We start from the raw sequence: 24,320 nt of genomic DNA, 5'->3' as shown, positions 1-24,320 counted from the left end.
GCATGCTGGCGATGATGCCCGAATTCAGTGGCCATTGGCAGGGCGATAGCGTGATGACCACTTCTTTTGTTGGGGCCGGCAGTTATGAGGCGGAGGTTTCTGCCTGTGATTTGAGGATGGCAAGACCAAGCTAGGGTTTTGGCTGATGAATGCCTCAATCTGGACCGTCCACGCGTCCGGCACGTCGCCGAGCAGCGACGTGCAAGTCATCGGGACCGGCTGCCTGCCGTCCAGGATCGCCTCAATGATGTCAGGGGCCAGGAGGGTCAGGCGCAGCAGGGAGCCCAGGTACCCCCGCTCGATTCGCTCCGCCCCAGCCATCTCGGTGATCGAGGCGTAGCGCCCCTCGTCCAGCATCCGCTGATAGCGGAACGCCCTGGCCAAAGCCTTCACCAGCGCCGGATCAGTCCTCGTGGTGACCGGCGCCGCGCCATCTGCGATCGGCGTCACGACGGTCTTCCGCCCCCGCCGGTGGCGAATCTCCAGCGGCACCCTGACCGTGATGCTGGTGGCGGCAGTCATGCCGCGGCCCTCAGCGCATCGGGCCGAATCGCGGTCAGATCGCGGACGAGGCTGCCGAGCCCGTCCAGCCGCAGCCGAATGTCCGCGCCCGCCGGGCCGACCACCACCCGCTCCACCAGCGAACGCACAATGCGCGCCTGCTCCGCCGGGAATAGATGTTCCCAAAGCGGGTCGAGCCGATGCAGCGCATCGTGGGTCTCGCCCTCGGTCAGGTCGGGTGCCTCCACGCGCGCCGCGCGCCATGTGCCGACCACGATCTCGGGCTGTCGCAGCAGCGCCCTCACCTGGTCCACGACCGCGGTCTCGATCTCCGCCGCCGATACCCGGCGGACGATACCGTCGTCGCCAGCGGCGTCGCCCTTGAGCACGCGCTGCGCCACGTAGTAGCGATAGAGCCGGCCGTTCTTCCGGGCGTGGGTGGGCGACAGCGCACGTCCGTCCACCCCGAAGATCAGCCCCTTCAGCAGCGCCGGCGTATGGGCCCGGTTCTGATTGGCGCGGACCCGCGGGCTGATGTGTAGGATTGCGTGTGCCCGGTCCCACAGCTCCCGCGGGACGATGCCCTTGTGCTCGCCGGGGTAGACCTGCCCCTTGTGCGCCGCCTCGCCGACATAGGTGCGGTTGTTCAGCAGCTTGTAGACGTCGCCCTTGTCCAGCGGCCGACCCGCTTTGCTCGTGGCGCCCTCGGCCCTGAGGCGGTTCACCGTCTCGATGCCCGATCCCGTCTCGGCAAAGATCTCGAACACGCGGCGGACGCGCGGGGCCTCCTCCTCGTTCACTACCAGCTTCCTGGCGACGACGTCGTAGCCGAGCGGCACCTTGCCCCCCATCCACATGCCGCGGGCGCGGGACGCCGCGAACTTGTCCCTGATGCGCTCGCCAATAACTTCCCGCTCGAACTGCGCGAAGCTGAGCAGGATGTTGAGCGTCAGCCGTCCCATGCTGGTGGTCGTGTTGAAGCTCTGCGTCACGGACACAAAGGTGACGCCATGCGCGTCCATCACCTCGACCAGCTTGGCGAAATCCATCAGCGAGCGGCTGAGGCGATCAATCTTGTAGACCACGATCACGTCGACCAGGTCGGCCTGGATATCGCGCAGGAGCCGCTGCAGCGCCGGCCGCTCCAACGTGCCGCCGGAGAAGCCGCCGTCGTCGTAGCGGTCGCGGAGCAGCACCCAGCCTTCGGCGCGCTGGCTGGCGATGTACGCCTCGCAGGCGTCGCGCTGCGCGTCGAGGGTGTTGAACTCCTTGTCGAGCCCTTCGTCGGTGCTCTTGCGCGTGTAGATCGCGCAGCGGAGCTTCTTCACTGACGCCGACATCGCATCGTCTGTCAGGTTGCGGCGGCTCATGCCCCGGGCCTCCCCTTCAACCCAAAGAAGGTCCAGCCGTTCCAGCGCGTGCCAGTGATATGCCGCGCGATCGCTGAGAGCGACCGGTATGGCCGCCCCTCGTATTCGAAGTCGTCGGCGCGGACCGTGACCACATGCTGCACGCCGTCGTACTCGCGGAGGAGGCGCGTGCCAGGCAGTGGCCGGCTGTCGGCGCGGATGCGGCGGAGCACCACGTTTCCGCCGTCCAGTTGCTCACCCAGTGCCTCGAGCCGTGCCCGCGTCTCCGGCTTGAGGCCGCCGTAGGCGAGTTCCTGGATGCGGTAGGCCAGCCGGCTGATCAGGTAGGGCCGGTTGAAGGGCGGCGGCTCCTTGCCGAACAGGGCGCGCCACTGCTCCTTCAATTCCGCCGCCGTCGCGGTCTGCAGCGCGGTGAGCCGCGGCAGCACCTGTGCGGGCGGGATCTTCGGGACGGTGGGCGCCGGCGGCGCTGCCTCCCGCTGCCGGCGCTGGGTCGTGGATTCTCGGGTCATGCGACTCCCTTTCTGTCGGGGTTCGCATGACGGCGCTGCCGGGCGGTCGAGTGTAGGCGAACCTCTCTGGACCCTCCGGCCTGCTCCGCGTCCCGCGCGAGATCCTCGGCAGCGCGGCTGCGCAGCCGCAGGACGCCGCGGGCGAGCAGGTCACAGACCTCGCGGAGGTGAGGTGGCAGGTGGGGGTTGGTGACGGGCAGGACCATACGTCTCCACAGTCCAAGGTTCCTGCCTCCCCTTTACGGAATCGCGCGGCTGCTTTTCCCATGCCGCGGCACCGACGTGGCCCGACGGGCGGGATGCTGCGCAGGGGCGCGAGTCCCTTCGCCGCGGAGCCGATGCCAGAAGCGACTGACTCGCTGCTTGACGGCGCTCTCGCTGGGCACGTTCTCCGGCCCATAAGTGGTTGAGAACCAGTCCAAGGTCCGCCGCACCAACTCTGCCTGCGTCTCCGGAAGACCCTCGTCGTGGGCGATAGCGCCGAGTTCGCACAGACATTGTTCCCAATCATGCCGAGTGGGCGCCCCGCGCGAGGTAGGGCTCTGCCATGTGCGGCGATGCGCAGGAGCTGGTAGGTCCGCTTCGTCGGGACGGCTGAGATCATGCTCCATTTCGAAGCGCTCGAACTCATCGTGCCGGACCACAAGGTGGGAGCTCTTCACCAGCAGTGCATGCCGCTCCCCATTGTCGTCGATCGGCTCCAGCAGTTCGCCGGTTGCGCTCAAGAAGCGTGCAATCTGCCCGGTGCCATTCCTGATGACGGCGTAGGCGTCGATGCGGGAGAGATCGATCGGGCCGACCTTGTGCTGGCGCGCCTTCGGCTCCACGCGAACCTGCCCATCAGCGGCCCGATGCGTGTCGCTAACCTCCATCAGCAGCGCCGCGACCGGCAGCGACATACAGAGCTCGCCTTCCAGCACGTAGGCCGAGATATCGTCGGCATCCATGCTCCAACGCTCAAAGATCTCGCGGAGCGTGTAGTACGGCTTCCGGCGGTTCGTCCTGGCCATGATTACCTCCGCCCGATCGCACGCAGGCGCCGATAGGCCCGCACCACGTTGCCCATGTCCTGCCGCATGTCGGGCGGTAGGCGCTGCGCCTCGACGAAGAGGTCGTCCATCTGCACGCCGAGGATCGCTGCCGCCCGCTCGATCAGATGGTCACGCGGTGGACTCTCGAGATCCCGTTCAATCCGCGACCAGTAGGCGGCCGAGATGCCGAGCCGTTCCGCCATATCGGTCAGCCCGATGCTGAGCTCGGTCCGCCGCTCGCGCAGTACTCTGCCAAAGCTCACGGCTGACCTCCCTCAATCAGCCGGTAGCGCTGGAGGCGCACGGCGATGAACCGGTCCGACACGCCGAAATCCGCGGCCAAAGCCGTGACGATGCCGCTGATCGCCTCTGGCGGCGTATCATGCGCCAGAACGCGGCAGCCGACACGGCCGTGGTGTGGCGCGTTCACCATGCGAAGCCCCTCGCTCCTGGCATGCACTACCAGGCGCAGATGCAGGGGAACCGGCGGGGCCAGCAGCGCGCCCATGAACTCGTTCGCCCGCCGCTCCTCGCGGACGGTGGCGCCATCGAAGCTGTGGGCGCCTGCGCTGACCGATCGATAACGGCGGGCAGGTTGCCCCGCGGCAGAAGGGACGTCGAAAACCACATGCCCGAGCTCGTGTGCCACGGTGCTGAGCAGCAGGTCAGGACGATTGGCAAGCATGGACGTATTGATCGAGACGAGGGCGATGCCTGGCGCGGTCGGATCCGTCTCGCAGATGCCGAGCACGGGCTGGCGGTCCTCATCGTGGACTGCATGGGAGAAATCCCAATGAACCTCTACCCCGCTGTGGTTCACCTCGAGCCGCGTGGCGGCACTGACGAGGTCCTTGGGGTCGAGCTCCCAGGGACCGCCGCGCCGCGCCACCGCCTGCCGCAGCTTGGCGGCAACGGACCAGACGCCGGCGGCGGGGAGCAGCCGAGGGACCTTCGTTGCGGGGTCGTGGGGATACGAGAGGGAAACCGGCATGGCGGGGGAGCTCCGGAGGCTTTCGCGTCTGCGTAACGCGATGTTCGTTTTATGTTCTCTAGCCAGCTTGAGTCCATCACCCTGTCAGCGCGGCGGTTAATAAAAAATCGCAACAATAACTACGACCCTTCTAATGCCTCATAACTCATTGACCTAACATACTATTCTTGTCGCCACAAATCCGCGCCATTTCCTGGCCAGGAATAACTACCCTTCCTGGCTGACCGCCCTCCTATCCGCATGGTCCCTTCCTGCCGTCGCCATCACCCGGCGCAGCAGGAGAGTTCAAATGACCGCACAACGTGCTGATACATCTCAAAATCCCCCACGGTTGAAGACTAACGAGCTCCAGGTCGCCCTTGCGACTGCCACCGCCCACGCCGCGCGGGGCGCACGTCGCCTTCGCCTCACTCGTGAGGATCGGGATGATCTCCGGCAGGACATCCTGGTCGCGCTGCTGGAGCGCCTTGCGCAGTTCGACCCAGCGCGCGGTGCGTGGAGCACCTTCATGGGCGTGGTCGCGCGGTCGGTGGTCGCTGACCGGGTACGCGAAAGCCGCCAGGCCATGGCGTTGGCCTGCCTGTCGCTCGATCTCGACCAGTTCCCGGAAGGCGTCTCCGTCACGCGGCAGGACCGCAGTGATGCTGTCGTGACCCTTGACCTCCAGCGCGTCGCTGCAGAACTGCCGCAGCAGCCGCGGAAGCTGCTGCGCCTGATCGTCGCCATGGGCGATGTCGCCGCAGCGCAGCACGCCGACGCTCGCTCTTCCACGACCTTCTATCGCGCCCTCGCCGACCTGCGCTGCTGGCTCCGGGCGTCGGGCATGCGGCCGCCGGCCGGCACGCCTCGGCAGACCCACGCGAAGCGGTGGGAAAAATCACCCTTCGTCTCCGTAGAGAAGGAGATGCCGAACCATGCGTGAAAGGGAGAACCCATCGGTGCGCTTCACATCCGCTGAGCTGCTGTCGGACGAAACGCTTCTGAACATCGACGATCTGCTGGATGCCGTGCTGACCGAGAACGATCTTTGCGATCGCTACGCCGATGCATCGCCCGGCGACGCTATCGTCTATCACGTTGGCCTGCTTGCCCGCGATCGGGACAAGGTCGCGTCGGAGCTGCCGCCGGAGCGCCGCCAGGACCTCGAAGCCATCGCGCGGCGCGTCTGGGCAATGGCAGAGGCCGGTCTCGGCCACCTGCTGCAGCGCCGCGTCGCAGAGGGACGCTGCGCCTATCTGCTGATCGTACGGCCGCGGCCGCTGAGCGCACGCAGTGCGGCGGGCTACGCGCTGGCCGACCTTCTGGGTCGGGAGGCGGCGTGATGGGCAAGGCCTCCCGCGACAAGGGCATCCGGCGCGAGCGTGCGCTGGTCGAGCTCCACACGAAGTGTGGCATCCGCGCCGAGCGCGTGCCGCTCTCGGGCGCCTCACACTACCAGGGCAACGGCGCCGACATCGACCTTCATGTGCGCGGCGCCGAGCCGATCAAGGCGGAGGTCAAGGCCCGCGGCGAGGGCAACGGCTTCAAGACGCTGCAGCGCTGGCTCGGCGACAACGATGCGCTGTTCCTCTGGCGCGATCGCGCCACCCCCTTCGTCGTCCTGCCCCTGCATGTCTGGCTCGAGGTCGCCGACCGCAGCGCGCGGTGCGACGCCGATGCCGACGATGCGCGCCGTGAACGCCGCCACGCCATCGAGCATGGCCCGCTGCCGCCGGCGGACGCCATCACGCGGAGCGCAGCGTGACGCGGCACCGCATCCTCGACCTCCTGCACATCCTGCTCGGCGGCACGCTCTACGCCGGCAGCGTCGTCGTCATGTGCTGGCTGTTCGGCCTGATCGCCTTCCGATGAGCGCCTCCACCATGCCCGCCGGACCCTATCCCACTCTCCAGCAGGGAAGCCCGATGACGAACCGAACCACTCTGGCGCAGCTGCGAGCGATGACCGCCGCACAGGTCGCCTGCTTGCCCGTCGACCATCTCGCTCTGCTCCTCGACGAGGTCGATGCGCTCAAGGCCGATGCCAAGCGCCTCGCGGACCTGCTGAACAATGCCCTGCATCAGCGCTTCGGGGACGCTGCGACCGCGGCGCGCCGGGCCGACGGCAGGGACACCGGCCGGGTCCGGCTCGAGGCGGACGGCTTCGCGGTGATCGCCGACCTCCCGAAGAAGGTGGACTGGCACCAGGGCCGGCTGGCCGGGGCCGTCGCCACGATCCGCGGCTGGGGCGAGGACCCGGCCGACTACGTCACCACCGAGATCCGCGTCCCCGAGAGCCGCTTCACGGCCTGGCCGCCGCGCATCCGCGAGGTCTTCGCGGCGGCGCGCACCGTCGCGACCGGCCGTCCCTCCTACACCCTCGAACAGAAGGATCCCGCCTGATGGGCTACGAGCTCCGCATTCAGGTCAGCATCCCGCTGGAAGGCGACGCGATCGCACGGTCGAAGGACGTCGCCGCCTTCGAGCCGACGCTCGACAGCTTCGCCGAGGTCGTCGCCCGCGCCGGTGGCAGCATCGACGTCAACGTCATCAAGGCGAAGCCGCGCACGCCGAAGGCGGAGACGCACTGATGGCGATCTCCCTCGCCTCCCTGCGCAGCAGCAGCAGCCTCACACCGCCACGGCTGCTTACCTACGGCGTCGCCGGCGTCGGCAAGACGCTGTTCGCCACCTCCGCGCCGCGCCCCGTTGTCATCCAGACCGAGGACGGCCTCGGGCTGATCGAGGCGCCGACCTTCGGCGTGCTGCGCAGCTTTGACGCGGTGATGGAGGCACTCGCCTCCCTCTACAGCGAGCCGCATGACTTCCAGACCGTCGTGGTGGACAGCCTCGACTGGCTGGAGCCGCTGATCTGGCAGCACACCGCGCTGCAGCACAACCAGCCGAACATCGAGGCCTTCGGCTACGGCAAGGGCTATCTGGCCGCGCTGGATACCTGGCGCAGCGTCCTCGACGGCCTCAACGCCCTGCGCGACGAGCGCAGCATGGGCATCATCATGATCGCCCATACCGAGATCCGGCGCTTCGATAGCCCCGAAACCGAGCCCTACGACCGCTACCAGCCGAAGCTGCACGCGCGAGCCTCGGCGCTGGTGCAGGAGCACGTCGATGCGGTGCTCTTCGCCAACTACCGCGTCACCACCCTGAAGTCGGACGTCGGCTTCAACAAGAAGGTGGTGCGCGGCATCAGCGGCGGCGATCGCCTGCTGCACACCGCCGAGCGCCCAGCCTTCCTGGCCAAGAACCGCTTCGGCCTGCCGGAGACGCTGCCGCTCTCCTGGCCCGACTTCGCCGCGCACATCCCGTTCTACGCCAACGCCAACGCCACCCCCGCAGCACGGAGCTGATCCATGGCCCAGCTGAACCAGCACTTCGACGCCAGCGCCGTCGAGCCCGCCGCGCCCTTCGAGCTCCTGCCGCCCGGGCGGTACACCGTGCAGATCGTGCAAAGCGAGATGCGCGCCACCCGCGCCGGCAACGGCCAGTACCTCTGGCTGGAAATGGACGTCATCGAGGGCCCGCACCAGGGCCGCAAGATCTGGGACAACCTGAACCTGGTGAACCCGAACCAGCAGACGGTCGAGATTGCCCAGCGCACCCTCTCGGCCATCTGCCACGCCGTCGGCCAGCTGCAGGTCACCGACAGCGAGCAGCTGCACTTCCGCCCGATGCAGGTGACGCTCGCCGTCGAGGTCGACACCCGCGACAAGCTCCGGCCGGCCGAGGAGCAGCGCAAGCAGAACAAGGTCAAGGGCTACGTCGCCGCCGGCGGCGCGGCACCCCCGCGACCGGCGACGGGGCCGTCCCCTGCCCCCGCGCAGCCGGCCGCGGCCCCGGCGCGCCCCGCGGCGGCCACCTCGACGACGGCGCCCTGGCGGCGGGCGGGGTGAGCATGGTTGCCCTGCCCATCCCCACCAACTCGACCGTGGACGCGATCTACGCCGCCTATGAGGCGGCCGCGGACCACGGCTACCGGGAGCATCTCGGCGCCTCGCTGATCGGCACCGGCTGCGAGCGCGCCATCTGGTACAGCTTCCGCTGGGCGACGCGGGCGCGGCACACAGGCAGGCTGCTGCGGCTGTTCGAGACGGGCAACCTGGCGGAGGCGCGCTTCGTCGCGGATCTCCGCCGCATCGGCGTCACCGTGCTCGAGGTGGATCCCGCCACCGGCCGGCAGTGGAAGCTGCGCGATGCCAGCGGCCACTTCGGCGGCAGCATGGACGCGGTGGCGCTCGGCCTGCCCGAGGCCCCAAAGACCTGGCACGTCTGCGAGTTCAAGACGCACAGCGCGAAGTCCTTCGCCAAGCTGAAGGCCGAGGGCGTCGCCGCCTCCAAGCCGCTGCATTGGGCACAGATGCAGGCCTACATGCAGCTCGCCGGCCTCGAGCGCGCCTTCTACCTGGCGGTCTGCAAGGACACGGACGCGCTCTACCAGGAGCGCGTCCATCACGACGCCGCGGCCGGCGCGGCAATCCTGGCGAAGGCGGCGCGCATCATCCAGGCAGCCCGTCCCCCGGCGCGGATCAGCATGGATCCGGCCTGGTGGGAATGCCGCCTCTGCGATCATCACGCCGTCTGCCACGCCGGCGCGGCGGCGGAGCGGCACTGCCGGTCCTGCCTGCACGCCACCCCGGTCGCGGACGGCGCCTGGCACTGCGCCCGGCACGGCCACCACCCCGCGCGCGCCGAGCAGGAGGCTGGCTGCGCGCTGCACCTCTATATCCCCGACCTCGTTCCGGGCCTGCAGCTCGACGCCGGCGAGGACTGGGTCAGCTACCGGCTGCCCGATGGCAGCACCTGGCGCGACGGGGTGTTGGCATGACGACCGAATTGCCAGCGACCCATGCTGCCGCGGTTGCCGTCGGCGCACGTCATTTTCGTGGATCGCCTTGCAAGCACGGCCACGCAGGCCTGCGATACACCAGGGGCCGGAATTGCGTCGAGTGCGTGCGTATCGCCCGTGGCGGGTGGCACAAGTCTGGTCGGCGCAGCGCCGACAACATGACTTTGGCTTTGCAAGCCCAATCCAACGGCCGGACGACCTACAACGCCACGCGTCCGTGCCGGCACGGTCACTACGAGCGGTATGTCGCGTCGAACAACTGTGTCGAGTGCAACCGCCTCGCGCTCCAACGCGGAAAGATCAAGAGCAAGTTCACTCGCATCCGTGCTGAATATGGGCTCGATCGCGAGGCCTATCTCGCCATGGTGTTCGACCAGCAGAGCTCCTGCCGCATCTGCGGTCGCCACGAACCCGACCACTTCAAGCTGCACATCGACCACTGCCATGACACCGGCCTCGTGCGTGGGTTGCTCTGCGGGCCATGCAATCAGGGGATCGGCCTCCTGCGGCATTCGTCGGAGCGGTTGCGTCTCGCCATCGCGTATCTCGGGGGCGCGACGCAATGAGGATACATTTGCGCCCCTATCAATCGACGGCGGTTGACGCGGTGTTCACGTACTTCGAGCGCGCGACCGGAAACCCACTGGTGGTGCTGCCGACAGGCACAGGAAAGTCGGTCGTGCTCGCGGCACTCACGCAGCGCGCCATCACCATGTGGCCAGACACGCGCATCCTGACGGTCACGCATCAACGGGAGTTGATCCAACAAAATTTCATGGCGCTGGTGCGTGCCTGGCCCGAGGCACCGGCCGGCATCTACTCCGCCGGCCTGTCGCGTCGCGACATCCACGCGCAGATCCTCTTTGCCGGCATCCAGTCCATCCACCGCCACGCCTACCAGGTGCAGCGCTGCGACCTGGTGCTGATCGACGAGGCGCATCTGCTCGGGCGCGGCGACAGCGGCATGTACCGCGCCTTCCTGAAGCAGCTGAACGAGATCAACGCCGGGCTGCTGAAGGTGGTGGGCTTCACCGCCACCCCCTACCGGCTGGACAGCGGCCTGCTGCACGAGGGCAAGGACCGGCTGTTCACCGACATCGCCTACGAGGTGCCGGTGCTGGACATGATCCAGCAGGGCTATCTCTCGCCCGTCATCCCGAAGCGGACGGAGACGCAGCTCGACGTCGGCGGCGTCGGCAGCCGCGGTGGCGAGTTCATCGCCAAGGACCTCGAGGCGGCAGTGGACCGCCACGAGGTCACGCAGGCGGCGGTGACGGAAATCGTGCAGCACGGCGAGGGCCGCGGCTCCTGGCTGGTGTTCTGCTCCGGCGTCGCCCATGCCCGGCATGTCCGCGACGCCATCCGCGAGCACGGCGTGTCGTGTGAGACCGTCACCGGCGACACGCCAGCGCCGGAGCGCGACGGCATCCTTGCCGCCTTCAAGGCGGGGCGGCTGCGCTGCGTCACCAACGCGAACGTGCTCACCACCGGCTTCGACGCGCCGGGCACTGACCTCATCGCCCTGCTGCGCCCAACCAAGAGTGTCGGCCTCTACGTGCAGATGGTCGGCCGCGGCACCCGCCTCGCCGAGGGCAAGGACGACTGCCTCGTCCTCGACTTCGCCGGCAACACCGCCCGGCACGGGCCGATCGACATGGTGGACGGCCGCAAGAAGGAACCCGCCGGCGATGGCGAGGCGCCCATCAAGGTCTGTCCCGAATGCCAGACCATCAACCACGCCAGCGCGCGTCACTGCATCGAGTGCGATTATGAATTCCCGCCGCCCGTGGTGAAGGTGGCGGCGCAGGCCGCGTCCAACGCCCTGCTCTCAACACAGATCCAGGCCAGCTGGTGCGACGTCACCGGCGTCACCTACGCCCTGCATGAGAAGCCGGGCAAGCCGCCCTCGCTGCGTGTCACCTACGAGTGCGGCCTGGCGCGGCACAGCGAATGGGTCTGCTTCGAGCACACCGGCTTTCCGCGCGAGAAGGCGGTCAGCTGGTGGCGGCGCCGCGCCCCGCAGCTGCCGCCGCCCTTCACCGTGGATGAGGCGCTGCAGCAGCGCGACGTGCTGCGCCAGCCCAGCGCCATCCAGGTGCGGCCCGTCGGTCAGTACACGGAAATCACTGCCGTGAGGTTCGCGTGACATGCCGCACCTGCCCACGCCCCGCCTGGCACTGGCTCTGGTGGCACCCGGCCCGCTCGCTGCGGGTGCATTGGACCGTGCCCTCCTGCTCCCCCTTCTGCCTCAACCTCTGGAGGGAACGCCGCATGGTTGATCCCAACGACCAGGAGGTCGCCGCCATGCTCACGGCCGGCGACATCGCCGGCCAGTACATAGATGCCGTCGGCCGCACCGACATGGCCACCTGGTCCGAGCAGGACTGGCGTGGCTTCATCGAGGCGGTCTGTGGCGCCTACGTCGACAGCCTCATCGAGCAGCAGATCGCTATCAACAGCGCCGTGGCCAAGGTGCAGGCGGTGCCGGGATGACTGCCGCTCCCAACTTCATGGCATTGTACGGCGCCCGGCTGGTGGACAACGGCTATCCCGTCATCCCCATCATGCCGGGCAGCAAGGTGCCGGGCCGCCACCATGGCGGCCAGTGGACGCCCTATCCCGACTGGGCCCGGCATTGCGACCGCATCACGAAGCCCTTCGAGGTGGACATCTGGCAGCGCTGGCCCGGCTGCGGGATCGGCATCGCCGCCGGTGCGGTCGTCGGCATCGATATCGACATCCTTGATCCCGCCCTGGCCATCCAGCTCGGCGACCTGGCGACGCAGATGCTCGGCGACACCCCCTGCTGGCGGGTCGGCCGCGCCCCGAAGCGCATGCTGGTCTATCGGGCGGCCACCCCCTTTGCCGGGCGCAAGCGCCATCCGCTGGAGGTGCTGGCCCGCGGGCAGCAGTTCGTCGCCTATGCCGTGCACCCCGACACCGGCCAGCCCTATGCCTGGCCGGAGGCCAACCTGCTGGACGTGCCCCTGGACAGGCTCCCCGTAGTGGAGGAGGCAGCCTGCCACGCCTTTCTCGACGCCGCCTGGAGGCTCATCCCGGACGATCTGCGGATCAACTCGATCCTGGCCGAGGCGCCCAGCAGCGAATGGCACGGCCCCAGCGACCCGAAGGGCACGCGTGAGGCCATCGCCGCCGCGCTGGCCTGGCTGCCGAATGACGACCTACCCGGCAATGAATGGATCACCGTCGGCGCGGCGATCAAGGCCGCCCTCGGCGAGGAAGGCCGGGAGCTCTGGCTCGACTGGTCCCGCCAGTCCCCGAAGTCCGGCCAGTCGGGGCGGTCCGACACCCCGGAGCGCCGCTGGGCCTCGCTGCGGCCGCACAGCGTCGGCGCCGGGACGATCTACTGGCTGGCCGAGCAGCGCGGCTGGGTGCCGGATCCCGCACTCACCCTGAACGGCACCATCGCCGCGCAGATGGCACAGCCGCACCCGGCGGCGGCGCTGCTCGCCAAGGCAGAGGCCACGCCGATGCCGCGGGCGCCCGAGCCGAAGCCCTACCGTGTGCCGCCGGAACTCCTGCAGGTAGACGGCGTGCTCGGCCAGTTCGTCGCCTACGCCACGGCCAGCGCCGTCAGCCCGCAGCCTCTCCTCGCCCTTGGCGCCGCCATCTGCCTGGTCGGCGCGCTCGCAGGCCGGCGCTACCGCACACCCACTGATCTGCGCAGCAACGTCTATGCCATCGGCATCGCCGACAGTGGCGGCGGCAAGGACCACGCCCGTCGCTGCGTAAAGCGCGCGCTCTATGCCGCTGGCCTCGATCGCTATCTCGGCGGCGAGGATCTGGCGTCGTCGGCCGGGCTACTCACCTCCCTGCAGCGGCATCCCGCCCGCCTGTTCCAGGTAGATGAATTCGGCCAGTTCCTTAAGCTGGTCCTGAGCCAGCGCGCGCCCGCACACAAGGCGGCCATCTGGTCCGAGCTGACCAAGCTCTACACATCGGCGGCTGAGCCCTACATCGGTGCCGAATACGCCGACCAGAAGGCACGGCCACGCGTCACCATCGAGCAGCCCTGCGCCTGCATCTGGGGCGTCACCGTGCCGGGCCCGTTCTGGTCGGCGCTGGAAGGCGGCGCGCTGGCGGACGGCTCCATCGCGCGCTTCCTGGTCTTCCTGACGGACGACGACTACCCAGAGCGCAACGAGACGCCGGCACCGATGGACCCGCCGCCGGCGCTGGTGTCGGCGCTGCAGGCGATCGCCCGCGGCGTGCCCGGGCACAGCCATGGTGGGAACATCGCCGATGCCATGGAGGCCTCGGCGCCGATCCACGCCTACACCGTGCCGGTCAGCCCGGACGCCGAGGCCGCGATGGCGCGCGTGCGCCGCGAAGCCACCGACCTGCTCCGCTCGCACCGCGGGACCTACGCCACGGCGCTGTTCGGCCGGTACGCCGAGAACACCGCGAAGCTGGCGATGATAGCCGCGGTTAGCCGCGATCCGGCGCGGCCGGTCACGGAGGCGGGAGACGTCGCCTGGGCTTCCCTCCTGGTCGAGCACTGCGTTGCCACAATGCTCCGCGAGGCCGAGCGCCGGGTCTCCGACAACGACACAGAGGCCAAGCACAAGCGGTTGCTGGAGATCATCCGCGACGGCGGGCGCCAGTCGCGCAGCGATGTCACGCGGCGCTCTCAGTTCCTGACGCGCCGCGAGCGGGAGGAGATCCTCGCTTCGCTGGTCGAAGCGGGGCTGGTTGTTGCCGAGCAGGAGCCCGGCACGACGAAGCCGACCACCTTCTACACCGCGGCCGCGCCGACCCGGCCGCCGCTCTTCACGGAGGGTTCGCAATGAACAATCTCGTCGGCATGAGGGATCTCCGGGCCGGAACCCCAGGCGGGAGGCCGGCTCGGGGTGGATCTTCAATAGTTCAATTTTTCCCGCGCGCACGCGTATGGACACGCACGCGCGCCCTCGGGCAGGGAGAGAGACCCATTGAATTATCATTATTATTGAATCTTCTCCTTCCCCCAGGGGACGCCCGCGCGCACGCGCGCCAGGCGACGGTCCTCTCATGACGCTCCCCGGCTCCCCTCGGCCGCCGCGCTCGTGCCTCGACCGTGGCACGCGCAGCCCGGCCACCAGCCCCGAGATGGAAGCCCTGCGCCGCCGCGTCTGGCGCGATCAGGGCGTGGCCTCGCTGGCCATCGAGGACATCACCGACCCCTGGCTGCGCCAGGCGGTCCTGAACGAAGCCACGCGGCGCTGGGGGCCGCGCAACGGAGGGCATAGCCATGGGCGGTAAGCGCAAAAGCAAGGGGCGCGCCCAGCAGGAGAGCCTGGCCACCCCCAGCCAGTGGCGGCTGCAGCATGGAGATTTCTCGGCGCCCGTCCGCGAGGCCGATCCCGAGACCGGTACGCCGGTGCAGCATCGCCGCGCGGTGGACACACTCGGGATGATGCTAGGCAACGGCACGATCACGCAGGAAATGCACGACGCCGGCGCTGCCTTCCGCCGAGTGTTCCGCGCCGCTGCCCTGGACGGGCTGCGTGCCATGCCCCTGCTGCGTGTGCCCGGCGCCAGCGGCGATCCCCTCACCGAGCGGCAGGCCTCGGCGCGCGAGCGGGTGGCGGCGGCGCTGGACGCGCTGGGTGGCCACGGCAGCGCGCCTGGCTCCTGCGCCTGGCATGTGCTCGGCCTGGAGATGTCGGTGCGGGAGTGGGCGCAGCGACAGGGGTGGGGCGGCCGCCCCGTCGCCCCGCCGCAGGCGCAGGGGATGCTGGTGGCGACACTGGCGGTGCTGGCGGCGCACTTCGGCCTGGTGGTGCGGCACAGGGCAGCATAGGTTGAGAACGAAAAAGGAACACGCTACCATCTGCTCCAAACGGGCATGGGGGCAGTGATGGCCGGACGCAGGCAGCGGATGAGTCCGCTCGACACCGCCCTGGTGCGACTGGCCGACTTGGCGGGGCGGGGCGTGCAGCCCAGCCGGATGGCGCGCGAGGTCGAGGTGATCGTGGCAGGCTGGCTCAGCGAGGCCAGTCCCGTCGAGCCGGACGAGGTGGCCGAGCGCCTGACGGCGATGCACGAGCAGCTGGTAACGGTCGCCAGCGCGGCAGCCGAGCAGGTGGGCGATGTCGATGCAGACGATCCGGCTGCACTGCGGCACGCCAAGCTCGTGCACGCCGCCCTTGAAGCCGCGGTGGAGGCCGTGGAGCGGGCCCGCGACGCGCAGGGGCGCCTCCCCACTGAACACGTGGTGAAGGCGCCCGTGCCCGCCCCGGCTGCGCCGCGGGCACTCGCTGAGGCTGCCGCCCTGCTGTCAGCGGAGACGGAGGCGCCCGGCGCCGCTGTTACAATTGACCCCCTGGCGGCGCGGAATCCGCAGGGAGTAGACCATACCTACCCTGCGGACGTGCGGCTGGATGTTGCGGCAGAGCCAACCCCCGCCGAAAAGAAGCCCAGGAAAGCAAAGACCGCAGGGCCAGTGAAAAGAAATACTCGACGCGCTCAAGAAGAAAATCTACCAACGCTACTACGCTGACTAGGCACTCATTAGATCGCTCGCTTGGGTCCTTCCCACGGATATTGTATGCGGGGGGCGGAAGCGCGCCACTTCGCTAGCGCCAGGCCGGAATTATGGTTTGTAGTTTGCAACCTTTCCGCGCCGTCTCAAGCCGTTAGCCGCAAACTGTGGCCGGGCCAGCTTGGCGGCCCCGCCTCGCATGGTTTGCACCCCTCACGATCTGGATGCCCCGATGACGCTCCCCTGGATGGCAGCGAAGATCCTGCTGCGGCCGGTCGCCGATCTGCGCGCGCATGCCGGCAACGCCCGGGTGCACGGCGCGGCGCAGATCGAGCAGATCAAGGCCAGCATGCTGGCCTTCGGCTTCACCAACCCGCTGCTGGTGGACGAGGCGGGTGTGCTGATCGCCGGCCACGGCCGGCTCGAGGCGGCCGTTGCGCTCGGCATCGAAAAGGTGCCGACCATCGTGCTGCACCACCTCTCCGCGGCGCAGAAGGAGGCGCTGCGGCTCGCCGACAACCGCATCGCCGAGAACGCGACCTGGGACCAGGCGCTGCTGCGGGATGCGCTGCGGGCGCTCGACCTGGAACAGGCCATCGAACTCGAGCTCACCGGCTTCGGGGCTGCGGAAATCGCCGAGATCCTCGCGGCGGCTGGAGAGGCCGTGTCCAACGGCGACGCGCCCGAGGCCCTGTCGGCGCCCGTGGTCCAGGGGGGCGGGGATGGCGCGGCGGCGACGGAGGGGGCGCCGGCGGACGATCCTGCCGATGCCGAGCCGGAACCACCGCGCCAGGCCGTCACCCGCCCTGGGGACCTCTGGCTGCTGGGCGAGCATCGTCTGCTCTGCGGCGACAGCACCGACGCCGCCACCGTGGCGCGCGTGATGGGCGAGGACCGCGCCGCGCTGCTGTTCACCAGCCCGCCCTATGGGAACCAGCGCGACTACACCACCGGCGGTGTCTCAAACTGGGATGCGCTGATGCAGGGCGTGTTCGGCGCCGCGGCGGCAGCGATGGCCGAGGACGGCCAGGTGCTGGTGAACCTCGGTCTGATCCACCGCGACGGGGAATGGCAGCCCTACTGGCAGGGCTGGCTGGACTGGATGCGCGGCCAGGGCTGGCGGCGCTTCGGGCTGTATGCCTGGGATCAGGGGCCCGGCTTGCCGGGGGACTGGAACGGCCGCCTCGCACCGGCCTTCGAGCTGGTGTTCCATCTGAACCGGACGGCGCGGCAGGCCAACAAGATCGTGCCGTGCAAATGGGCCGGCACGCCGAACAAGGGCAGCGGGCTGCGCGCCGCCGACGGCGAGGTGAAGGCGTACACGCATATCGGCCTGCCCGTGCAGGAGATGCGCATCCCGGACAGCGTGCTGCGCATCACCCGCCACAAGGGGCGCGGCATCGAGACCGAGCACCCCGCGGTGTTCCCGGTGGCGCTGCCGGAGTTCCTGATGCGCGCCTACACGGATGAGGGCGAGGTGGTGTTCGAGCCTTTCGCCGGCTCCGGCACGACCATCCTGGCGGGCCAGCGGACCGGTCGGCGCGTCCGCGCCGTCGAGCTCGCCCCGGCCTATGTCGACCTGGCGATCGCCCGCTGGCGCATGCTGCATCCCGACCTGCCGGTGACGCTGGCCGAGGACGGCCGCGACCATGACGCCGTGGCCACGGCGCGCGCGGAGGTGGCCCGTGCAGCCTGACCTCGCTGTCGTCTCCCTGCCGGTCGCCGCGCTGGTCCCCTATGCCGAGAACGCGCGCACGCATTCCGCGGCGCAGGTGGCGCAGATCGCGGCCTCGATCGCCGAGTTCGGCTTCGTGAACCCGGTGCTGGTGGACGCCGCCGGCGTGCTGGTCGCCGGCCACGGCCGCGTCATGGCGGCGCAGCGTCTCGGCATGGCGTCGGTGCCGGCGATCCGGCTGGCGCACCTGACGGAAGCCCAGGCGCGCGCGCTGCGTCTGGCCGACAACCAGATCGCGCTGAACTCCGGCTGGGACGAGGCGTTGCTCGCCGCGGAGATCGCCCGCATCCGCGACGAGGCCGCCGTCGATCTCGACGTGCTGGGCTTCTCGGGCATGGAGCTCGACCGGCTGCTGGCCGCCGCCGATGCCGGGCTCGCGGACGATGCCGATGACGCACCCGCCCCGCCGGCCGAGCCGGTCAGCCGCGCCGGGGATCTGTGGATCTGCGGCGAGCACCGGCTGCTGTGCGGTGACGCCACGAAACTGGCGGACGTGCAGCGCGCGCTGGGCACTCGTTCGCTTGCCGACATGACGTGGTGCGATCCACCCTACAATGTCAGTTACACCGGCGGCACGGCGGCCCGCATGACCATCGCCAACGACGCGCTGGGCCAGGGCTTCCTCGACTTCCTGCGCCCGGCGCTGGCGAACCTGCTCTCGGTGACGAAGGGCGCCTGCTACGTCTGCATGTCCTCGTCGGAATGGCCGACGCTGCATCGTGCCTGGCAGGAGGCGGGGGGGAAGTGGTCCAGCACCATCATCTGGGCCAAGAACACCTTTGCGCTCGGCCGCGCCGACTACCACCAGCAGTTCGAGGCGATGCTCTACGGCTGGAAGGCGGGTGCGCAGCACTACTGGTGCGGCGCGCGCGACCAGGGGAATGTCTGGCACTTCGACAAGCCGGCGCGGAACGACCTGCACCCGACGATGAAGCCGGTCGCGCTGGTCGAGCGGGCGATCCGTAACAGCAGCAAGCCGCGCGACACGGTGCTGGATCCCTTCGGCGGCTCCGGCACAACGATGCTCGCGGCGGAGCGCACCGGCCGGCGTGCCGTACTGCTGGAGATCGACCCGGCCTATGCCGACGTCATCGTCCGCCGCTGGCAGGAGGCGACGGGCGAGGCGGCGGTGCTCGACGGCGAGGATCGCACCTTCGCGGACATCGGCGCTGCGCGCGGCATCGCCGATCATGATGTGATGCAGACCGAAGAATCATAGCACGAAGATTGCGCTGCATCTTGCTTGGCTCAGCCCCCGCCGCAGCGCGAATGGTCCGTCACGCGCGGAGCACCGCGCAGCAGACGGAGACGACGATGACCGACCGCGAAGCCCGCGCCGCCCGCAACCAGCAGCGGAGCCTCGACGCCTTCCTGGCGAAGAAGGCGGAGTTCGACGCCCTGCTCGCCGAGCTGCAGCAGGCCAGCGCCGATCACTTCGGCGCGGACCCCGAGGCGGTGCTCTGGGGCGAGACGGCCTGGCTGCACGACGCCACCGCGAAGCTCAGGGAGATCGCCGACCAGCACTTCCGCCGGGGCGAATTCGCCGCCTGACGCGGCTCCCCTCGCACACTGCCCCGCCCGGCCTGCGCCGGCGGGGCTCGGGGTGGTAGCACCCGGATGGTCGGGTGCAGCACCGGAGACCCCGACGATGACGCTTTCCGACACCCAGCACGCGATCCTCACCGCCGCCGCGCAGCATCCTGACCATCTGGCCCTGCCGCCCGATCGGCTCCCCGCAGGCGCCCGCCAGAAGGTGGCCCGGGCCCTGCTGCGCGCTGACCTGGTGATTGCCTTCCGCGGCAGCGACTACGATCGGACGCCTGCCACCCTCTGGACTGTGGACGGCGACAGCGTGCTGCTCAAGATCACCGACGAGGGGCTGCGCGCTATCGGCATCGACCCGAACGCGGGCCCCGCGCCGGAGGAGGATGAGCAGAGCCCCGCCGCCATCGCTCGCCGCAACGCCGAGCGCCTGGCAGCCGCGCAGGACGCGCCCACGGCGCCCACGGGCGCGGAGGCCGCCGCGCCGGAGGGTGGGGACGCCCCTGCGCCCGAGCCCGCCCAGGCCACGCCCCTGGCGCCGTACGAGGCCGAACCCGAGGCGGAGGACGACGACCGCCCCCGGCACGAGAAGCTCGGCGTGGACGAGGCCTTCATCTACGGCCCCGCCGAGGAATGGCAGCAGCCGGCAGAAGACGCCGCCCTGCTGGAGCAGGCCCTGGCGGAGCGGGCCCCGCGGAAGGTGGTGACGGCCGCGCAGGCGGTACTGACCGCCTGGGACGCCAGCCCGGCGCAGGACGCCACCAACAACCCGATCAGCCGCGCCATCGAGGGGCTGCGCGCCGCCCTGGCCAGCAAGCCGGCACGCGCCCAGCGTGATCCCGCCGCGCCGCGCAAGCCGCGCGAGGGCACGAAGCAGGAGCAGGTGCTCGCCATGTTGCGCCGGCCCGAGGGGGCGACGGTGGCGCAGATCGCCGAGGCCACCGGCTGGGCCGCGCACACGGTCCGCGGGTTCTTCGCCGGCCTCAAGAAGCGCCAGGGCATCGAGGTGCAGGTGCTGGAACGGGTCCGCATGGTCGGCCCGAACAAAGACGGCGCGAAGGGCAGCTACAGCATCTACCACCTGCCGGCCTGATCGCGCCGCGCAGCGACGACACCATCACGGAGGCCCGCTACCGCAAGGTGGCGGGCCTCACGCGTTCCGGCCAGCGCCGGCGGCGGGAGGATCATCATGCCCGAGCTCACGCCCTCCACCCGCGAGGCGGCGCGGCGCATCGGCGTCAGCGACACCGCCCTGCACAAGGCCGAGCGGGCCGGCCGCATCGCCCGTGAGCCGGACGGCCAGTGGGACGTCGACAAGACACGGCGCCGCCTGGCGGAGACGGCCGATCCGCAGCGCTCGCCGCTCGCCGGCGGCGCCGGCGGCGAGGGCACGCCCTTTGCCCGGCTGAAGGTGGCGCAGCTCGCCCTCAAGGTGGAGGCGCAGCGCCTCGCCCTCGACGAGAGCAAGGGCAAGCTGCTGGACGTCGCCACCGCCAATGCCGCCATCGACGAGATCGCCGGCGCCATGCGCGATGCGCTGCTGAACTGGCCGGCCCGCGTCGCCGGCGTCATCGCCGCCGAGCTCGGCGTCGATCCGCACCTGCTGCAGACCATCCTGCAGCAGCATGTCGCGGAACTGCTGACGGAGGCCGCCGATCGCTTCGATCCCGCGGGCGGCATCGATGGACGCGGCGCCGCCGGCGCGTGAGCATGTGCACCGCCGCGCCGGGCGCATGCTGCGGCCGCCGCCGCAGCTCAGCGTCTCCGAATGGGCCGAGCGGCATCGGATGCTGAGCAGCCGCGGCTCGTCGGAGCCGGGGCCCTGGCGGACGTCCCGCGCGCCGTATCTGCGCGGCATCATGGACGCGCTGTCGGCGCCGCATCCGGCACGGCGCGTGGTCTTCATGAAGGGGGCGCAGACCGGGGGCACGGAGGCGGGGAACAACTGGCTGGGCTACATCCTGCACCACGTGCCGGCGCCGGTGCTGGCGGTGCAGCCGACCGTCGAACTGGCGAAGCGCTTCTCGCGGCAGCGCATCGACCCGCTGCTGGAGGAGACGCCGGCGCTGCGCGAGCGGGTGGCGCCAGCGCGCTCGCGCGACAGCGGCAATACCATGCTGTCGAAGGAGTTCCCCGGCGGTATCCTGGTGCTCACCGGGGCGAACAGCGCGGTGGGGCTGCGCTCCATGCCGGCGCGGTTCCTGTTCCTCGACGAGGTGGACGCCTATCCCGGCGATGTCGAGGGCGAGGGTGATCCGATCGCGCTGGCCGAGGCCCGCGCCCGCACCTTTGGCTGGCGGCGCAAGGCCTTCCTGGTCTCGACGCCCACCATCGCCGGCCGCAGCCGGATCGAGCGGGAATACGCCGCCTCGGATCAGCGGCGGTTCTTCGTGCCCTGCCCGCATTGCGGGGCGATGCAGTGGCTGCGCTTCGAGCGGCTGATCTGGGAGAAGGGCGACCCGCGCTCGGCCTGCTACCACTGCGAGGCCTGCGACGCGGCGATCGAGGAGCATCACAAGACGGCGATGCTGGCCGCTGGCGATTGGCGGGCCACCGCCACGGCCGAGGACCCGCACACGGTCGGCTTCCACATCTCGGCACTCTACTCGCCGGTGGGCTGGCTGTCCTGGGAGCAGATCGCGCGGGATTGGGAGGCGGCGCAGGGCAAGGCGGAGGACCTGAAGACCTTCAAGAACACGGTGCTCGGCGAAACCTGGCAGGAGCAGGGCGAGGCGCCGGATTGGGAGCGCCTGGTCGAGCGGCGGGAGGACTTCCCGCTCGGCGTGGTGCCCGCCGGCGCGCTGGTGCTGACCGCCGGTGTCGACGTGCAGGATGATCGCCTCGAATGCGATGTCTGGGCCTGGGCGGAGGGATACTCGTCCTGGCTGGTGGATCACGTGGTGATCCCTGGCAGCCCGCGTGGCCCCGAGCCCTGGGACGACCTCGCGCGGCTGCTGGCGCGGGACTGGCCGCGGGCGGGCGGTGGCGCGGTGCGCATCGCCAAGGCCTGCATCGACACCGGCGGCCGCGACACCGCCGCGGTCTATGGCCAGCTGCGCCGGCTGCGCGACCCGCGCATCGCCCCCACCAAGGGCGTCGATGGCTGGAACCGGGCGCAGCCGGTGCAGGGGCCGACCTGGGTGGATGCCCTGGTGGATGGCCGCAAGCTGCGGCACGGCCTCAAGCTGTGGACCGTGTCGGCGTCCGCGTGGAAGGCCGATCTGTACCGCCGGCTCTGGCTCGGCCGCGGTGACGCCGCCGACTTCCCGCCGGGCTGGGTGCACCTGCCGCGGGCCATCGAGCCGGGATGGGTCAAGCAGCTGGTCGCGGAGCAGCTGCGCACGACGAAGGACCGTCGCGGCTTCGCGCGGCAGGAATGGGCCAAGCTGCGCGAGAGGAACGAGGCGCTGGACTGCGCGGTGCTGGCGCGTGCCGCGCTCTGGTTGCTCGGCGCGGACCGCTACGGCGAGCGCTTCTGGCAGCGGCTGCGCGACGAGGCCGCCGATGCGCCGGTGCTGCGGCACCAGCTTCCCGCCGCGGAGAAGCAGGTGGAGCAGACGTCGCCGGCGGCTTCACCTGCCGCGCTGCGCCCACGGGCCTGGCTCTCGCCCCGCGGCGGCTGGCTGCGCTGAACCACGAGGATGCTGACATGACGAATGGCGACCTGCACGCGCGGGAGCGCGAGGACCTGGCGCTGCATGTCGAGCGCTGCGCCGAGCGCTACGGCGCGGTGCAGGCCGGGCGCGCTCACCCGGGCGACGGTGCTGGCCAGCAGCAACGCCGGGAACCCGGTCGCGCTGCCGGCCGGCACCAAGGACGTCTTCGCCGTGCTGGAGCCGAACGCGCGCGAGGTGCTCCCGCTCGCCGCGGGCGCCACGCTCAGCCTCGCCGACCTCGGCAACCTCGTGGTCTTCACCGGGGCGGCGCCGGCGACCCTCGCGCTGCCAACCATCGCCGTCGTCCCGCCGGGGATGGGCGTGCTGGTGCGCAACAGCGGCACCGCCGACCTGGTGGTGGATCCCGCCGGCACGGAGACGGTGAACGGCGGCGCCACCGTCACGCTGAACCCGGGCTTCTCGGCCGAGCTCTTCAACACCGGCCCGGGCTGGACCGCGCTGCTCGCCGCGCCCCAAAACTTCGGCCGCATCGTCGGCGAGCTGATCCCGATCGCCGGCGCCTCGCTGCCGCCGCTCTGCGTCTGGCCGAACGGCCAGAACCTCTCGCGCAGCGCCTACGCCGCGCTCTTCGCGGCGATCGGCACGAGCTTCGGCGCCGGCGACGGCAGCACCACCTTCGGCACGCCAGACCTGCGCGGGAGGGCGATCTTCGGGCGCGACAACCTCGGCGGCACCGCGGCGAACCGCGTCACGGCGGGGAACAGCGGCATCGCTGGCACGACGCTCGGCGCGGGCGGCGGCGACGAGCGCATGCCGGCGCACGCGCACGGCGTGAACGATCCCTCGCATTGGCACGGCAACGCGGGCTGGCACGGCCACGGGCTGCTGATCGGCCAGGAGACGGTCTGGGACAACACTTACGGCAGCGACGGCGACGGCAACATCATCTACGGCCCGTACCGCTGGGTGCCGGCCAACCCCGTCGCCAACCCGGCGAACTTCATGGAGAAATTCGTCTTCAAGTACGGCAGGCCGGCCTGGGAATACTACGGCGACGGCAGCTTCGTGCAGGGCAACGGCGACCACAATCACGGCCCCGCCGGCACCGGCATCAGCATCCAGAACGCCGGCGCGGGCGGCTCCGCCAACATGCCGCCCGCCCTGATCTGCAACTACGCCCTCTTCGCGGGAGTCTGAGCCATGCCGGGCATCGAGATCGCGCGCGCCGTCTATGACGGCTTCGCCGGCACGCTGGAGCAGCGCGTCGCCGACTTCGCCGTGGCGTTGGAGGCGCACCGCACCTCGGTCGGGCTGCCCGCGCCGGTCGAGGCGCCGCTGGTCGAGGCCATCGCCCGCGCCGGCGGCATGGACGAGGTGACCATCGTCGATCCGCCGGCGCCGCCCACGCCGCCCGACCCGTCGCCCGCGGCGCCGCCGCTGATCCCGAAGCTCGTCGTGGTCGAGCGCGTGGGCATCGCCGGCAAGCTCCGCGACGCCCGCGCCGCGCTCAAGATCGGCCGGCCGGACGCCGAGCTCTCCGACGCCGAGCTGCTGCTGCGCGAACGGTGGGAGGCGGCGAGCACCATCGCCCAGGACGACGTCCAGGTGCGCGGCTTCCTCGCCGCGCTCGGCCTCGACCCCGACGCGATCCTGGCGGCCTGACGCATGCCGACGCGCCCCATCCTCACCCCCGGCG

At 70.2% G+C, this 24,320-nt stretch carries 29 protein-coding genes; 23 read left to right on the top strand and 6 right to left on the bottom strand.

The features are described from left to right. Positions 1-24 precede the first annotated feature (24 nt). The 6 genes from JJI54_RS31920 to JJI54_RS07325 all read right to left on the bottom strand — a co-directional run bounded on the left by JJI54_RS31920 (position 25) and on the right by JJI54_RS07325 (position 4,405). Positions 25-522 carry a hypothetical protein gene (locus tag JJI54_RS31920; RefSeq protein WP_226381410.1) on the bottom strand — a complete coding sequence of 166 codons (498 nt, stop codon included), beginning with the start codon at positions 520-522 and terminating at the stop codon, positions 25-27. Next, the gene (locus JJI54_RS07345) at positions 519-1,871 is read right to left on the bottom strand and encodes a recombinase family protein (protein WP_203072217.1); all 1,353 of its coding nucleotides are present in this window, start codon (positions 1,869-1,871) and stop codon (positions 519-521) included. The genes JJI54_RS31920 and JJI54_RS07345 overlap by 4 nt, the downstream gene beginning before the upstream one ends. Next, the gene (locus JJI54_RS07340) at positions 1,868-2,383 is read right to left on the bottom strand and encodes a DUF2924 domain-containing protein (RefSeq protein WP_203072215.1); all 516 of its coding nucleotides are present in this window, start codon (positions 2,381-2,383) and stop codon (positions 1,868-1,870) included. Before JJI54_RS07340 ends, JJI54_RS07345 begins: the two co-directional genes overlap by 4 nt. 239 nt (positions 2,384-2,622) lie before the next feature. After that, positions 2,623-3,393, bottom strand: coding sequence for a hypothetical protein (locus JJI54_RS07335; RefSeq protein ID WP_203072213.1), 771 nt, complete (start codon positions 3,391-3,393; stop codon positions 2,623-2,625). A gap of 2 nt (positions 3,394-3,395) precedes the next feature. Beyond that, positions 3,396-3,677 carry a helix-turn-helix domain-containing protein gene (locus JJI54_RS07330; RefSeq protein WP_203072212.1) on the bottom strand — a complete coding sequence of 94 codons (282 nt, stop codon included), beginning with the start codon at positions 3,675-3,677 and terminating at the stop codon, positions 3,396-3,398. Further along, positions 3,674-4,405: an ImmA/IrrE family metallo-endopeptidase gene (locus tag JJI54_RS07325; protein ID WP_203072210.1), complete on the bottom strand. Its 732-nt coding sequence runs from the start codon at positions 4,403-4,405 to the stop codon at positions 3,674-3,676. The genes JJI54_RS07330 and JJI54_RS07325 overlap by 4 nt, the downstream gene beginning before the upstream one ends. 289 nt (positions 4,406-4,694) lie before the next feature. On the opposite strand from JJI54_RS07325, the gene JJI54_RS07320 reads away from it, so the two are divergent. The 23 genes from JJI54_RS07320 to JJI54_RS07210 all read left to right on the top strand — a co-directional run bounded on the left by JJI54_RS07320 (position 4,695) and on the right by JJI54_RS07210 (position 24,286). Then, a complete protein-coding gene (locus JJI54_RS07320) occupies positions 4,695-5,327 on the top strand; it encodes a sigma factor (protein ID WP_203072208.1) in 633 nt (210 codons plus the stop codon). Further along, on the top strand, positions 5,320-5,727 hold the full coding sequence (locus tag JJI54_RS07315; RefSeq protein WP_203072207.1) for a hypothetical protein: 408 nt from the start codon (positions 5,320-5,322) through the stop codon (positions 5,725-5,727). The genes JJI54_RS07320 and JJI54_RS07315 overlap by 8 nt, the downstream gene beginning before the upstream one ends. After that, positions 5,727-6,149: a hypothetical protein gene (locus JJI54_RS07310; RefSeq protein WP_203072205.1), complete on the top strand. Its 423-nt coding sequence runs from the start codon at positions 5,727-5,729 to the stop codon at positions 6,147-6,149. The genes JJI54_RS07315 and JJI54_RS07310 overlap by 1 nt, the downstream gene beginning before the upstream one ends. 160 nt (positions 6,150-6,309) lie before the next feature. After that, the gene (locus JJI54_RS07305) at positions 6,310-6,786 is read left to right on the top strand and encodes a hypothetical protein (RefSeq protein WP_203072204.1); all 477 of its coding nucleotides are present in this window, start codon (positions 6,310-6,312) and stop codon (positions 6,784-6,786) included. After that, positions 6,786-6,974, top strand: coding sequence for a hypothetical protein (locus JJI54_RS07300; RefSeq protein ID WP_203072202.1), 189 nt, complete (start codon positions 6,786-6,788; stop codon positions 6,972-6,974). Before JJI54_RS07305 ends, JJI54_RS07300 begins: the two co-directional genes overlap by 1 nt. Then, positions 6,974-7,750, top strand: coding sequence for an ATP-binding protein (locus tag JJI54_RS07295; RefSeq protein ID WP_203072201.1), 777 nt, complete (start codon positions 6,974-6,976; stop codon positions 7,748-7,750). The genes JJI54_RS07300 and JJI54_RS07295 overlap by 1 nt, the downstream gene beginning before the upstream one ends. 3 nt (positions 7,751-7,753) lie before the next feature. Then, entirely contained in the window at positions 7,754-8,293 is a 540-nt protein-coding gene (locus JJI54_RS07290; protein WP_203072199.1) for a DUF669 domain-containing protein, read from the top strand. Continuing rightward, positions 8,290-9,225: a PD-(D/E)XK nuclease family protein gene (locus JJI54_RS07285; protein ID WP_456305579.1), complete on the top strand. Its 936-nt coding sequence runs from the start codon at positions 8,290-8,292 to the stop codon at positions 9,223-9,225. The genes JJI54_RS07290 and JJI54_RS07285 overlap by 4 nt, the downstream gene beginning before the upstream one ends. After that, positions 9,222-9,812 (top strand): endonuclease VII domain-containing protein, encoded by a 591-nt coding sequence (locus tag JJI54_RS07280; protein WP_203072197.1) that lies wholly within the window; start codon positions 9,222-9,224, stop codon positions 9,810-9,812. Before JJI54_RS07285 ends, JJI54_RS07280 begins: the two co-directional genes overlap by 4 nt. Next, the gene (locus JJI54_RS07275) at positions 9,728-11,392 is read left to right on the top strand and encodes a DEAD/DEAH box helicase family protein (protein WP_456305578.1); all 1,665 of its coding nucleotides are present in this window, start codon (positions 9,728-9,730) and stop codon (positions 11,390-11,392) included. The genes JJI54_RS07280 and JJI54_RS07275 overlap by 85 nt, the downstream gene beginning before the upstream one ends. Before the next feature lie 125 nt (positions 11,393-11,517). Further along, on the top strand, positions 11,518-11,739 hold the full coding sequence (locus JJI54_RS07270) for a DUF6511 domain-containing protein (RefSeq protein WP_203072194.1): 222 nt from the start codon (positions 11,518-11,520) through the stop codon (positions 11,737-11,739). Next, positions 11,736-14,057: a PriCT-2 domain-containing protein gene (locus JJI54_RS07265; protein ID WP_203072192.1), complete on the top strand. Its 2,322-nt coding sequence runs from the start codon at positions 11,736-11,738 to the stop codon at positions 14,055-14,057. Before JJI54_RS07270 ends, JJI54_RS07265 begins: the two co-directional genes overlap by 4 nt. Positions 14,058-14,355: 298 nt before the next feature. Beyond that, the gene (locus JJI54_RS07260; RefSeq protein ID WP_226381409.1) at positions 14,356-14,508 is read left to right on the top strand and encodes a hypothetical protein; all 153 of its coding nucleotides are present in this window, start codon (positions 14,356-14,358) and stop codon (positions 14,506-14,508) included. Continuing rightward, a complete protein-coding gene (locus tag JJI54_RS07255) occupies positions 14,498-15,049 on the top strand; it encodes a hypothetical protein (protein WP_203072189.1) in 552 nt (183 codons plus the stop codon). The genes JJI54_RS07260 and JJI54_RS07255 overlap by 11 nt, the downstream gene beginning before the upstream one ends. Positions 15,050-15,127: 78 nt before the next feature. Next, positions 15,128-15,748, top strand: coding sequence for a hypothetical protein (locus JJI54_RS07250; protein ID WP_203072187.1), 621 nt, complete (start codon positions 15,128-15,130; stop codon positions 15,746-15,748). A 214-nt stretch (positions 15,749-15,962) separates the two neighbouring features. Next, positions 15,963-17,426 (top strand): site-specific DNA-methyltransferase, encoded by a 1,464-nt coding sequence (locus tag JJI54_RS07245; protein ID WP_203072185.1) that lies wholly within the window; start codon positions 15,963-15,965, stop codon positions 17,424-17,426. Further along, a complete protein-coding gene (locus tag JJI54_RS07240) occupies positions 17,416-18,684 on the top strand; it encodes a site-specific DNA-methyltransferase (RefSeq protein WP_318987454.1) in 1,269 nt (422 codons plus the stop codon). Before JJI54_RS07245 ends, JJI54_RS07240 begins: the two co-directional genes overlap by 11 nt. Before the next feature lie 95 nt (positions 18,685-18,779). Beyond that, a complete protein-coding gene (locus tag JJI54_RS07235) occupies positions 18,780-19,016 on the top strand; it encodes a hypothetical protein (RefSeq protein WP_226381408.1) in 237 nt (78 codons plus the stop codon). 97 nt (positions 19,017-19,113) lie between these two features. Then, positions 19,114-20,100, top strand: a complete 987-nt coding sequence (locus JJI54_RS07230; RefSeq protein ID WP_203072180.1) for a DUF3489 domain-containing protein — start codon at positions 19,114-19,116, stop codon at positions 20,098-20,100. Between the two features lie 96 nt (positions 20,101-20,196). Further along, entirely contained in the window at positions 20,197-20,715 is a 519-nt protein-coding gene (locus tag JJI54_RS07225) for a MerR family transcriptional regulator (RefSeq protein WP_203072178.1), read from the top strand. Further along, entirely contained in the window at positions 20,690-22,639 is a 1,950-nt protein-coding gene (locus JJI54_RS07220) for a phage terminase large subunit family protein (RefSeq protein WP_226381407.1), read from the top strand. The genes JJI54_RS07225 and JJI54_RS07220 overlap by 26 nt, the downstream gene beginning before the upstream one ends. 66 nt (positions 22,640-22,705) lie before the next feature. Beyond that, positions 22,706-23,821 carry a phage tail protein gene (locus JJI54_RS07215; RefSeq protein ID WP_226381406.1) on the top strand — a complete coding sequence of 372 codons (1,116 nt, stop codon included), beginning with the start codon at positions 22,706-22,708 and terminating at the stop codon, positions 23,819-23,821. Between the two features lie 3 nt (positions 23,822-23,824). Beyond that, entirely contained in the window at positions 23,825-24,286 is a 462-nt protein-coding gene (locus JJI54_RS07210; RefSeq protein WP_203072176.1) for a hypothetical protein, read from the top strand. The last annotated feature ends 34 nt before the right edge of the window (positions 24,287-24,320 follow it).

This window comes from Falsiroseomonas ponticola (assembly GCF_016805305.1).
In the GTDB taxonomy this organism is placed as follows: domain Bacteria; phylum Pseudomonadota; class Alphaproteobacteria; order Acetobacterales; family Acetobacteraceae; genus Falsiroseomonas; species Falsiroseomonas ponticola.
This window is presented reverse-complemented; position numbering and strand designations above follow the sequence as displayed.